At 50.9% G+C, this 12,552-nt stretch carries 12 protein-coding genes; 7 read left to right on the top strand and 5 right to left on the bottom strand.

Annotation, left to right across the window (positions count from 1 at the left end; translation table 11 throughout):
- Window positions 1-148: 148 nt before the first annotated feature.
- Window positions 149-1,549, top strand: a complete 1,401-nt coding sequence (locus tag F0316_RS00770) for a uracil-xanthine permease family protein (protein WP_162807424.1) — start codon at window positions 149-151, stop codon at window positions 1,547-1,549.
- Between the two features lie 24 nt (window positions 1,550-1,573).
- On the opposite strand, the gene envZ is transcribed toward F0316_RS00770, so the two are convergent.
- Window positions 1,574-2,890 (bottom strand): two-component system sensor histidine kinase EnvZ, encoded by a 1,317-nt coding sequence (gene envZ, locus F0316_RS00765; protein WP_069213187.1) that lies wholly within the window; start codon window positions 2,888-2,890, stop codon window positions 1,574-1,576.
- Between the two features lie 68 nt (window positions 2,891-2,958).
- Complete coding sequence (gene ompR, locus F0316_RS00760) at window positions 2,959-3,819, bottom strand: osmolarity response regulator transcription factor OmpR (RefSeq protein ID WP_001292055.1); 861 nt, start codon at window positions 3,817-3,819, stop codon at window positions 2,959-2,961.
- A gap of 197 nt (window positions 3,820-4,016) precedes the next feature.
- Between ompR and F0316_RS00755 the strand changes: the two genes are divergently transcribed.
- Window positions 4,017-4,976, top strand: a complete 960-nt coding sequence (locus tag F0316_RS00755) for a sensor domain-containing diguanylate cyclase (protein ID WP_001017691.1) — start codon at window positions 4,017-4,019, stop codon at window positions 4,974-4,976.
- Between the two features lie 27 nt (window positions 4,977-5,003).
- On the opposite strand, the gene greB is transcribed toward F0316_RS00755, so the two are convergent.
- Window positions 5,004-5,486, bottom strand: a complete 483-nt coding sequence (gene greB, locus F0316_RS00750) for a transcription elongation factor GreB (protein WP_000850494.1) — start codon at window positions 5,484-5,486, stop codon at window positions 5,004-5,006.
- Between the two features lie 244 nt (window positions 5,487-5,730).
- Between greB and F0316_RS00745 the strand changes: the two genes are divergently transcribed.
- Entirely contained in the window at window positions 5,731-8,052 is a 2,322-nt protein-coding gene (locus tag F0316_RS00745) for a Tex family protein (protein WP_148522681.1), read from the top strand.
- A 94-nt stretch (window positions 8,053-8,146) separates the two neighbouring features.
- On the opposite strand, the gene F0316_RS00740 is transcribed toward F0316_RS00745, so the two are convergent.
- Both F0316_RS00740 and bioH read right to left on the bottom strand, forming a co-directional pair.
- The gene (locus F0316_RS00740; protein WP_000961393.1) at window positions 8,147-8,617 is read right to left on the bottom strand and encodes a hypothetical protein; all 471 of its coding nucleotides are present in this window, start codon (window positions 8,615-8,617) and stop codon (window positions 8,147-8,149) included.
- Window positions 8,618-8,778: 161 nt separating this feature from the next.
- A complete protein-coding gene (gene bioH / locus F0316_RS00735; protein ID WP_001240449.1) occupies window positions 8,779-9,540 on the bottom strand; it encodes a pimeloyl-ACP methyl ester esterase BioH in 762 nt (253 codons plus the stop codon).
- Here bioH and F0316_RS20330 point away from each other — a divergent pair.
- From F0316_RS20330 to cysQ, 4 genes are all read left to right on the top strand, one after another.
- The gene (locus tag F0316_RS20330; protein WP_148548259.1) at window positions 9,476-10,336 is read left to right on the top strand and encodes a ComF family protein; all 861 of its coding nucleotides are present in this window, start codon (window positions 9,476-9,478) and stop codon (window positions 10,334-10,336) included. The two genes, bioH and F0316_RS20330, sit on opposite strands and share 65 nt — an antisense overlap.
- Before the next feature lie 87 nt (window positions 10,337-10,423).
- Complete coding sequence (gene nfuA, locus F0316_RS00725) at window positions 10,424-11,011, top strand: Fe-S biogenesis protein NfuA (protein ID WP_000070178.1); 588 nt, start codon at window positions 10,424-10,426, stop codon at window positions 11,009-11,011.
- A gap of 138 nt (window positions 11,012-11,149) precedes the next feature.
- Window positions 11,150-11,698, top strand: a complete 549-nt coding sequence (gene nudE / locus F0316_RS00720; RefSeq protein WP_000095814.1) for an ADP compounds hydrolase NudE — start codon at window positions 11,150-11,152, stop codon at window positions 11,696-11,698.
- Window positions 11,699-11,720: 22 nt separating this feature from the next.
- Entirely contained in the window at window positions 11,721-12,548 is an 828-nt protein-coding gene (cysQ, locus tag F0316_RS00715) for a 3'(2'),5'-bisphosphate nucleotidase CysQ (protein ID WP_000106799.1), read from the top strand.
- Window positions 12,549-12,552 lie beyond the last annotated feature (4 nt).

Genomic DNA, 12,552 nt, shown 5'->3' with positions numbered 1-12,552 from the left:
ACTATGTGATTGGGGTGAACGAACGGAGCCAACACCGCTACAGCTTCAAGTAGGAAGGGGATAACAGCAATCTCAGAAGCGGCTTCTGCTCCACCTTAACCACCCATTCAGCGTGCGCAAGGTGTTATTGACCATCAGGAAAATCGCTATGACACAACCGACTTCACGTAAGGCAGATCTGGTCTATCAACTCAATGATCGTCCACCTTTGCCTCAAACTCTCTTCGCAGCCTTGCAACATCTGCTGGCGATGTTTGTCGCCGTGATCACCCCATCGCTGATCATTTGCCAATCCCTTGGTGTACCTGCCGATCAAACCAACACCATCATCAGCATGTCACTGTTTGCTTCGGGTTTATCATCCTTTATTCAAATCCGCACCTTTGGTCCAATTGGCTCAGGTTTGCTTTCCATTCAAGGCACCAGCTTTAACTTTTTAGGCCCCATTATTGGTGCTGGACTTGCGCTCAAAGCAGGCGGTGCAGATATAGAGACCATGATGGCGGCGATTTTTGGCACGATTTTGGTCGCCTCAAGCGCTGAAATTTTACTGTCCCGCGTGCTGCAATTTGCCCAGCGCATTATCACTCCATTAGTCTCTGGGATTGTGGTGACCTTGATTGGCCTGACACTGGTGCAAGTTGGCTTAATTTCGATGGGTGGTGGCTATGCGGCTATGGCCGATGGAAGCTTTGGTAGCCTTGATAAACTCGCGTTGGCGGGAACTGTATTAGCGATCATTGTGCTGCTGAACCGAGCGCACAACCCTTACGTGCGAGTGGCTTCGATTGTGATTGCGATGCTGGTAGGTTATGTAATGGCGTACCTGATGGGCATGGTCAATACCGATAACTTGGCACAGACTCAACTCATCGCACTGCCTATCCCGATGCAATATGGCTTAGGGTTTGACTGGTCGCTGTTTATTCCTCTGCTGCTGATTTTCCTCATCACTGCACTAGAAGCGATTGGTGATATCACGGCGACCTCCGAAGTCTCTGGTGAGCCCGTGAAAGGCCCTGTGTATATGAAGCGCATCAAAGGCGGCGTATTGGCCGATGGCCTCAACTCTGCCCTTGCCGCGGTATTTAACAGCTTTCCAAACTCCACCTTTAGCCAAAACAACGGCGTGATCCTATTAACCGGCGTTGCCAGCCGTTATGTGGGTTACTTTATCGCGGGCATGTTGGTGCTACTTGGCCTCTTCCCCGGCGTTGCAAGCTTTGTACAGTTGATTCCTGAACCTGTGCTTGGCGGCGCAACGATTGTGATGTTTGGTACGATTGCTGCGGCAGGCGTGCGCATTATCTCTCGCGTCGATTTGGATCGCCGTGCGATTCTGATCATGGCGCTCTCCTTCTCAATGGGTTTGGGAATTGCGCAAAAGCCAGAGATTCTGCAGTTTATGCCTGAATTTATTAAGAATCTGTTCTCTTCAGGTGTAGCCGCAGGTGGTATTACCGCTATCGTGCTTAACTTGCTGCTGCCAGAAGTACGCATAGATGAAAACGCCGCTTCGGTTACCGATACGGCGCAAGAATCAAACTAACGGTTCAGTCAGGGCTAACTTAGGTTAGCCCTTTTGCTGCTTAGTCGGGAAACTAATTTGAGCACGCAGCCCCCCTTGGCTGCGATTGCTGACCGACACCGCGCCATGATGCTGGCTGACAATCCGCTTCACAATCGCGAGGCCTAAGCCCGTCCCTTCACTGCCCCGCGCGGTATCCCCACGAGTAAAAGGCTCAAACACTTTATTCACTTGGCTTGGATCGATACCCGGCCCATTGTCTTCCACAGACAGCCAGACTAGCTTCTTATCGGCCGTCATGCCGCTACTCACTTTGACCCAACCGTTGCCGTAGCGCAGCGCATTCACTACCAAGTTACTCAGTGAACGCTTAATCGCAATCGGGTTACCAAAAGCGGGCGCGAGTTCCGCTTGCAGATCGGTTTCAATCTGCACTTCGTATCCCCCTTCAGAGCTTGCCACATCGCTGGCAATATCATTCAGATCCACCGCCTCAAACGCTTCACGATTGACGGGTTTGAGGTAATCCATAAATTGGCTGATGATCTGGTTACACTCTTCAGTATCGCTGATGATGCTCTCAGCTAGGTAGCTGTCTTCTGGTGACATCATCTCGGTTGCCAAGCGGATGCGGGTCAGGGGCGTGCGGATGTCATGACTGATCCCCGCCATCAACAGCGCGCGATCTTCTTCCAGTGCTTGAATGCCTTTCGACATTCGATTAAACGCGCGCGTTACCGAGCGGATTTCTAGCGTGCCTTGCTCAGGTAGATGTGGTGGCGTTTCTCCACGACCTACCATTTTGGCGGCTTTTTCCAAGGCAATCAGTGGACGGTTTTGCAGACGAATAAACAGCCAGCCACCAATTACAATCAGTAGCGCCATAATAATGCTGTTACGAAACAGCGGCGCGAAATCTTCTTCCTGCAGCTCTGAGAGTGGAATACGCAGCAACTGGCCGGGCAGAGAATCGATCTTCATCCACAGGATGTAGCTCTCTTCGCCCAACGCCATGCGCACTTCTGTGGGTGAACCCAGCTCACTACTCATCTCTTCGCTCATCAAATCCAAACTGATCGCGTGTTGATATTCGACCGCTTCGGGGCTCTCGTTACTATGAATCGTCACCCCTAATTGCTCAAGCACACGCCTTTTGAGCAACGCATCCATTTCGGAACTGACATTGGGATTACTGGTGTCATCGAGCATCAAGCTGATTTCATGGGCAAGAATTTTGTTGAACTGCTGCAAACTCGGCAGCAACGCATAGTTAAAAACCGCGTAGTAAGAATAAATTTGACTGGCGATCAACAGAGAGAAAAACAGCAGGATCGATTGGGTAAATGAACTGCGAATTCGCATAAGGCACCTAAATGTAGCAAGGGCACGCGCGGAGCGAGGACGCCCTTGCCCGGCGTGCCTAAAAGAAGTTAGTTGGCGGCTTTACCATCAGGAACAAACACGTAACCGAGTCCCCATACGGTTTGAATATAGCGCGGTTTGCTAGGGTCAACTTCGAGCATACGACGTAGACGAGAAATCTGTACGTCAATCGAACGCTCCATCGCGGAATATTCGCGGCCACGCGCCATGTTCATCAGTTTATCGCGCGAAAGCGGTTCACGGGCATTGGTCACGAGTGCTTTTAACACAGCAAATTCACCGGAAGTGAGCGGCATTGCCTCTTCACCACGGAACATTTCTCGCGTACCAAGATTTAAGCGAAACTCACCAAATTCAATGATGGTCTCTTCTGCACTGGGCGCTCCCGGCGCTTCAATCACTTGGCGGCGCAATACCGCTTTGATACGCGCCAGCAACTCACGTGGGTTAAATGGCTTAGGCAGGTAATCATCGGCACCAACTTCTAGGCCGACAATGCGGTCAATCTCATCGCCTTTGGCAGTGAGCATCAGAATCGGGATCATGTTGTTGGAATTGCGCAGACGACGGCAGATAGAAAGACCATCTTCACCCGGCAACATCAAATCCAGCACCATCAAATGGAAGTTTTCGCGCGTCAGCAGACGATCCATCTGCTCACCGTTCGCCACGCTGCGAACTTGAAACCCCTGCTCGGACAGGTAACGCTCAAGCAGCGCGCGCAAACGCGCATCATCATCTACCACTAAAACTTTATGATTTTCCACCATGATCCCACCTAACTGTTGTTCAATCCCCGACGCTTCGGGCGAGTAAAATGTAACATCGTTACCGCTCACCGCGCGTAAAGAATTGTTAATCTTTATGTCTTTGTAGCGGAATAGATACTGACTAGCAAGCTCACTCACCCGCAGATTATTTCTTTAATGACTATTTAAAAAATAATCTACACTCATGTTAGCAACGATTTGCATAAACAAAAGTCAGCATAATCGTTGTCAGGCTTGATGAGATATCCTCTGTCAGCGTTATCGCCAAACTACGTCGAATTGTCGGTAGGGTGAATATAGCTTGGCAAAAGGGGAACAACACAACGTTGGCAACTATGAATATCTGTTCTCTGCACACCGCAATCTATCATTCGTTGATGGAACAAATCGCTGTTATTGATGCACAAGGTCAAATCGTAGATGTGAACCGTGCGTGGGTCGAATTTGGGCAAAATAATGGTGTCGATGAACAGTATGATTGGATAAACATCAATTATTTAGACGCTCTCTATAAAGCTTCACAGGCCGGAGAAACTCGAGCTTTCGAGGCTTATCAAGGCATACAAGCCGTCATCCAAGGCCAATCCGACAGCTATTATCATGAGTATCCATGCCATAGTCCTAACGAGCAGCGTTGGTTTCTCATGCGTGTTGTACCCTTGAAGATCGAGCAATATCAGTATTGGGTTCTTTCTCACCACAACATCACTCAGCGTAAATTAGCGGAAATGCGCAGTGAGTTCCAAGCCACTCACGATCCACTGACGGGATTAGCCAATCGACGCCACTTTCATCAACAACTCGAAGCCTTACTATTGGAAAATCAGCAGCAACAGGCAGGGCTCTGTTTAATGATGATTGATTTGGATAACTTCAAACACTTTAACGATACTCATGGACATCAAGCGGGCGACCTTTGTTTAGTAAGGATTGCCGCAACTCTACAACATAACTTTTCTGTACCTTGTACCGCTTATCGGTTAGGCGGCGACGAGTTTGCCTTGTTGCTTTCTCACCTGACACAACAACAAAGCCAAGATATCGCTGCGAGCGTCAGTCAACGCATCCAAGAATTAAGATTACTGTGCGGCAACAAACTGCAAGTCACCGCCAGTATTGGCGGCATATTTATCTCAGGTGAGACTCAAATCAGTAGCCACTTATTGATAAATGAAACCGATCAGACCCTCTATCAGGTCAAACGAGGTACAAAAAACAGCTACTTACTGACCACTCTCTCCACCGCCCCTCACACAGTAGCCGCCGAAGCTTTAGGTAACGAGCTGATTGACTAAGATTGTGGTCTTCAGCCTCTAGAGGAATCACTCCCCTTTCTCGTACTCAATCGAATTGATAAACCACTCTTTCATGCCCGTTGGGGTTTGCACCTGAAACTCTTCATCCACTTGCTTTTTGAGTAGCGCGCGCGCCATCGGGGAATCAATCGAGATGTAATCTTTGGCATCGCCGTAAATCTCTTCGGGGCCGACAATGCGAAACTTCTTCACGTCTCCGGCTTCGTTTTCAATTTCCACCCAAGCACCGAAAAACACTTTGCCTTCTTGCTGCGGTGAATAATCAACGATTTTCAGCTCTGGCAGCAACTTACTCAGAAAGCGTACACGACGATCAATCTGGCGCAGCAGACGCTTGTTGTAAGTGTAATCAGCGTTCTCTGAGCGATCGCCAAGGCTCGCCGCCCAAGAAACTTTTTGGGTGATCTCGGGACGTTGTTCTTTCCATAAATAGTCGAGTTCTTGCTTGAGCTTGTTGTAGCCAGCTCGGGTAATCAGCTTAGTTTTCACACGGGATTCTCAACAAAATAGGGTTGCGCGAAAAGTACCGATTTTTCGCACGCTTTGCCAGTCAGGGCAAAAGATTTGACTGAAAGCTCTCAAAAGCGAGCAGCAGACGTGTTATTAATAGCCGCCTATTATCAGTAACTGTCTAGAGGGCAGGCTCAAACTCCTCTTCCATTCAAACGTTGAGCTGGAGTCAGGCGTAACTGCCCCCATATAAACCGAAAATGTCAAAAAGAGACCACCACGGATGAGCAAAGCTATCTGCCACCAGATTGCTCAAGAACTGAATGTTCGCCCTGAGCAAGTTATCGCTGCCGTCACCCTGATCGACGATGGCAATACCGTTCCTTTTATCGCCCGTTACCGTAAAGAGGTGACGGGAGGATTGGATGATACCCAACTGCGCAACTTAGATAGCCGTCTTGCCTATCTGCGTGAGATGGATGACCGTCGCCAAACCATCCTCAAATCGATTCAAGAACAAGGCAAACTCACCCCTGAGCTGGAGCAGGCGATTTTAAGTGCCGACAGCAAAAACCGCCTTGAAGATCTCTATCTGCCTTACAAACCGAAACGCCGCACCAAAGGCCAAATCGCGATTGAAGCGGGTCTTGAGCCACTGGCCGATACGCTGTGGACGCAGCCTAATACTAACCCTGAAAGCGAAGCGGCAAAATACATTAATGCCGAGAAAGGCGTCGCCGACAGCAAAGCCGCACTGGATGGCGCACGCGCTATCGTGATGGAACGCATCGCGGAAGATGCCAACCTACTGGAAAAAATCCGTCAGCACCTCAATCGCAACGCGGAAATTGTGTCGCGCGTGATCGAGGGTAAAGAGCAAGCGGGTGAGAAATTTAAAGATTATTTTGATCACCGTGAGCCGATCAGCAAAGCGCCTTCACATCGCGCATTGGCGATGCTGCGTGGCCGTAATGAGGGCTTCTTAACCCTGACGTTGAATGCCGATCCTGAATTGGAAGAGAGTGCGCGCCAATCCTACTGCGAAACTCTGATTGCCGAGCATTACGGTATTCATTTGAGCCAAGCGACGGCTGATGCGTGGCGCAAACAGGTGATCAGTTGGGCATGGAAGATCAAAATCTCCATGCACATGGAAACCGAACTGATGAGCGCGATGAAAGAGCGCGCGGAAATTGAAGCGATTGAAGTGTTCGCCACCAACTTAAAAGATCTGCTGATGGCGGCACCGGCGGGCCCTCGCGCGACATTGGGCCTCGATCCGGGTCTGCGCACTGGCTGTAAAGTCGCCGTGGTTGACGCAACCGGTAAAGTGCTGGCAACCGACACCATTTACCCACATGCACCACAGCATCAGTACGATCGCGCCATGCAATCTATCGCTCTGCTGGTGAAAAAGTTCAACGTAGACCTGATTGCGATTGGTAACGGTACGGCGTCTCGTGAAACCGATGCTTTTGCGGCGGATTTAATCAAGCGCGGCAACCTCAAAGTACAAAAGATCATGGTCAGCGAAGCGGGAGCATCGGTGTATTCCGCTTCAGAGCTAGCGGCGAAAGAGTTCCCGAATCTGGATGTGTCATTGCGCGGCGCAGTCTCTATCGCGCGTCGTCTGCAAGACCCACTCGCAGAATTAGTGAAGATCGACCCGAAATCAATCGGGGTTGGCCAGTATCAACACGATGTGAGCCAAACCCTGCTTGCGAAACGTCTGGATGCGATTGTTGAGGACTGTGTAAACGCCGTAGGTGTGGATGTGAATACCGCCTCGGCAGCGCTACTGACTCGTGTTGCGGGCTTGTCTGCAGCACTCGCGCAAAACATTGTGGATTATCGTGATGAAAACGGTCGTTTTGAGTCGCGTAGTGCCCTCAAAAAAGTGCCGCGTTTGGGGCCTAAAGCGTTTGAACAGTGTGCCGGCTTCCTGCGCATTATGGATGGCAAAAACCCGCTCGACGCTTCAGCGGTGCACCCAGAAGCGTATCCGGTGGTGAAAACTATCGCTGAGAAGAACAGCAAAGATCTGAAAGCGCTGATTGGCAATACAGAGTTCCTGCGCACTCTTCGCGCGGTCGATTACACCGATGAAAACTTTGGTGTACCCACCGTGACCGACATCATCAAGGAGCTGGATAAACCGGGGCGTGACCCGCGTCCGGAATTCAAAACCGCGACCTTTGCTGAAGGCATCCATGAGGTGTCAGATCTGGAAGTGGGCATGGTGTTGGAAGGCGTGGTCTCTAACGTCGCCAACTTTGGCGCGTTCGTGGATATCGGCGTCCATCAAGATGGCTTAGTGCATATTTCTGCGCTGACCGATCGCTTTATCTCAGATCCGCGTGAAGTGGTTAAAGCCGGTGACATAGTCAAAGTCAAAGTGATGGAAGTGGATGTACAGCGTAAGCGAATCGCTCTTTCGATGCGCTTAAACGATGAGCCGGGACAAGATAACCGTAGCCAACGCAGCGCTGCACCACGGGGAGGGCAAGAGCGCCGCGCTCCGCGCCGTGATGAACCGCAAGGTAATGCACTGGGTGGCGCGATGGGCGGTGCGTTTGCTGCCGCTTTCGCTAAAGCGAAGAAATAGCCAGCGATAAACACATTTCCTCATGACGTAGCCGTTATGCCGCATAAAAAAATCCCCACCGAAGTGGGGATTTTTATTGCGCGAGATAACTCACCTACAAAACTGCAATCACCTCTGAAGGTGTGTTGGGTGCCACTGCGTGACCATAATAGTATTTGATCACGACACGCCGGCGCGCCATTTTGCCTTCTGTTATCGCCGCATCAATGATGTGCTTAGGTAAGCGAAAACGCATCGCATAACCTTTGCCTTGCTCTTGGCTGTACGAAGCGAGTGCGAGCAGATCAAACAATCGCTCAAGCTCACTTTTCGGTTCATCGTGATGGGAGGTCTGCGCCTCCGCTTCGCCGCCGATATCATAACGTGGGTGTTCTGCTGGATCCCACGATGGTTGCTTGCGACGCTTATCATCCTCTTTGATCTTACGTTCAGCGTTCGATTTGGCCAGTTGTACGGTTGGCGTCACTGGCTCGCGAACACGATTGTCGCGTGCGGCCTGCTCCGTTTGCACGTTCACTGATGGGGCGATCAGCGGCACACTGACATTGGTCGGTGACACTAGCATAGCCGAAACCTCCTCAGCTTCGCCCACCCTCGGCTTTCACTCTGGGTTAGTCTATTTATCGACCTGTTCCGAAAATGATTGAGTCAAATTTTGGTCAGCGCGACAAAATTCACACTCCCCCAAACGACTTGGAGTGACAGCTTAAAGTAGGAAGGGGGGATCTAACGAGTCGCAAACTCGATAAGCTGCTGACAAAACGCCTCCGCCTCGGTCATAAACGGCGCATGGGAAGATTGGTCAAACATGAACGCTTCACTGTAAGGCGCTAAATGGTTCAAATCACGGGCGACTTTCGCGGGGACTAACCCATCCAACCGACCATATAGCCGCAGCATAGGCACGCTGATGTGTTGCAGCTCATCACGCAAATCGACTTCGGCGAGCATCGTCAGCCCTGCGAGCAATGATTGTGGATTAGGCATAGGGCGCGACAGCACAGCCTGTTTAAGCACTTTCACATCTTGGCGCGCACTTGGGCTACCCATGGCTTGCAGCGCCATAAAGCGCTCAATGGTCAGCTGAAAATCGGCCACCAACTGATCGGTAAACGCGGTCAGCACATCCGGTTGAATACCACGCCAGCTGCCCTGCGCCGCAAATTTGGGCGAGGAAGCGACCGTCACCAATTTGCTGACATAGTCTGAATGATGCAGCGCCATGTGCGTGGCGACTAAGCCACCCAGTGACCAGCCGACCCAAATGGCGTTGCGCGGTGCATGCTCTAACAAGGCTTGAGCAATCTCTTCTAAGCTCGCAGCATGTTGTTCGGCACTATGACCATAACCGGGTAAGTCCACCACATGCACTCGAAAATGGTCACTCAAGGCTTGTGCGGTTTGCTGCCACACCGCACCATTCATGCCCCAGCCGTGTACCAATACCAGATCTTGCCCTTGTCCACTGACTTGCCAATACAACGCCATGGTCACAGTTTCTCCCTCTATTTTCATCTTCATCCACACTGCCAATTGGCAAGATGAAGCACATTACCCCGATTCTTGGCTCGCTATGTTAACCCATTGGCTCAGAAAAACTACCGCACCACTGCTGACTCCGGAATGTCATCTCTGCCGACTGGCACTCGATACAAATTCGCCGTTTGGCGTCTGCTCTGCCTGCCAAGCTTGGCTTGAGCACGGTTATCGCTGCGCACGCTGCGGTTTACCGACTCTTACCCCAGTTGATCAGTGCGGGCAGTGTTTGGGTCAGCCTCCGCCGTGGCGAAAACTGATGTGTGTCGGCGATTACCGCTTTCCACTTAGTGATGCGGTGCATCAACTCAAATACCAACGCCAGTTTTGGCAAGCGCCGCGCTTGGCTAAGCTACTCGCCACCCAGATTAACGAGCCAGCCCCTTTGCTGTGCAGTGTACCGCTGCATTGGCGGCGACGTTGGCTACGCGGCTTTAATCAAAGCGATCTGCTGGCGCGCGAGTTAGCCAATGTGCTGAACATTGAATATGACTACCAACTCTTTGCACGCCGCCGAGCCACACCGCATCAACAAGGACTCAGCAAGGCGCAGCGAATCCACAACCTACGCGATGCGTTTGTGCTGAATCATCCGCCAAACCAACCACATGTTGCGATTGTGGACGATGTGGTGACCACAGGCAGTACGATCCGACATTTATGCGATTTACTGCTTGATGTCGGTGTGCAAAGCATTGATATTTACTGCATATGCCGCACTCCCGAGCCGAAAGATAGCCACGGTTGACGTTTTTTAACGCAAAAGGGCTGGATCATCGCTAACTCAGGAGTAGAATGGTGAGCAATAACCTATTCTTTTACTCAGGTATTCGTCGTGTCAAATCCAATTACTATTACTGAATCTGCCCAATCTCACTTCGCTAAGCTGCTGGCTCAGCAGCCTGAAGGCACCAATATTCGTGTGTTTGTGGTTAACCCAGGCACCCAAAATGCCGAGTGTGGCGTCTCTTACTGCCCACCGGAAGCCGTAGAAGCGACTGATACGGAATACCCTTTCAGTGGCTTTTCTGCCTATGTTGATGAACTTAGCTTGCCCTTTTTGGAAGAAGCGGTGATTGACTTTGTCACCGACAAAATGGGTTCACAACTAACCCTGAAAGCCCCTAACGCGAAAATGCGCAAAGTTTCTGACGATGCCTCGCTGATGGAGCGCGTAGAATACGCCCTGCAAACCCAAGTCAACCCTCAATTGGCCGGCCATGGTGGCCACGTTCGTCTGATCAGCATTTCGGATGATGGTGTGGCTCTGGTGCAATTTGGCGGTGGCTGTAACGGCTGTTCAATGGTCGACGTGACGCTTAAAGAAGGCATTGAAAAAGAGCTACTGGCTCAATTTGCCGGTGAACTGACTGCGGTACGTGACTCCACCGAGCACGATCGCGGTGAGCACTCTTACTACTAAGCGTTCAGCCTGCCTATCACTCCAATTCGAAGCTGATGTATTCACATCAGCTTTTTTATTGGTGTCGGCATATTGAACGTTTCAAACTGCGATTATTTCTCATATATTAAGAAAACTTTTTTGCTCAGGAGTCTGCGTATGTCATCCAAATCTTTACCAGAAATTCTGGATCGTGAAACGGTCGCCAAATCGCGTCTGTTTACTATTGAAGCTTTGGATCTGCGTTTCTCAAACGGTGAACAAAGAACCTATGAACGCATGAAGCCGAGCGGTCGTCATGCGGTGATGATGGTGCCGATCACAGCCCAAGGTGATTTACTCCTCGTGCGCGAATACGCTGCAGGAACGGAGCGTTACGAATTAGGCTTTCCAAAAGGCTTGGTCGATCATGGTGAAACCGCCGAGCAAGCGGCCAATCGTGAATTAAAAGAAGAAATTGGTTTTGGCGCGCGCCAGTTAACGCCGCTCAAAGAGGTGGTGCTGGCTCCTTCTTACTTCTCCAGTAAAATGGTTCTTTTTGTTGCTCAGGATCTATACTCAGAACAGTTAAAGGGGGATGAGCCAGAGCCGTTGGAGATCATTCGCTGGCCTTTAGCACAAGCAGAAGATCTGCTGACCCATCTCGATTTTTGTGAAGCGCGCAGCATCACAGCCTTACTGCTGGCCCTGCGTTTTCTTCAGGCGTGAGTCACGCGCCTTCGGAGTCTCTATGTCTACACCACAGGATCTCTCGCACTTACTGCCCGATGTCATTAACATCGCGCGAGCGGCAGGGCAACTCATCCTCGATATCTATCAAAATAAATCTTATGAAGCCTTCACCAAAAGTGATTCAACGCCCGTCACCAGCGCCGATTTAGCCGCACATAAGTTTCTGTGTGAGCAGCTGCGCGAGCTGACGCCTGATATTCCGATCCTCTCGGAGGAAGAAGCGAATATCGACCTTGCCACTCGCGAAACATGGCAGCGCTATTGGCTGGTGGATCCGCTGGATGGCACTCAAGAGTTCATTGCACGTAGCGGCGATTTCGCGACCATCATTGCGCTCGTGGAAAATAACCATCCGGTGATGGGGGTGGTGTATGGCCCCGTTTCTGGTGTGACTTACTACGCTTACGCAGGCAAAGGGGCGTGGAAGATCCCCGACATGGCGCAGAGCCTCAAAATTCAGACTCACAAACATGAGCTGCCGAGCAGCTCGATCGCGATTGCCATCAGCCGTCGCCAAGACATCAACAAAATCACGCGCCGTTTAAGCAGTGCTTGGAATTATGACTTGGTGCCATTGGGCTCTGCGGCACTGAAAGCCTGCTTAGTGGCAGAAGGTGCAGTAGATTGCTATCTGCGCCTTGGTCCAACTGGCGAATGGGATACCGCCGCAACCCAGTGCATTGTCGAAGAAGCGGGTGGGCGCATTCTGAGCACTCAATTATCGCCCCTCTCTTACAATGAGCGAGAAACCTTGGAAAACCCGAACTTCATCGTGCTTGGTGATGCGGATTTACCTTGGAATGAGATCTTAAAAATCAAAGACTAGCCGA

This window comes from Vibrio cholerae (assembly GCF_008369605.1).
Classification (GTDB): domain Bacteria; phylum Pseudomonadota; class Gammaproteobacteria; order Enterobacterales; family Vibrionaceae; genus Vibrio; species Vibrio cholerae.
The sequence above is the reverse complement of the archived record's forward strand: the minus strand, read 5'-3'. Positions and strand labels throughout refer to the sequence as shown.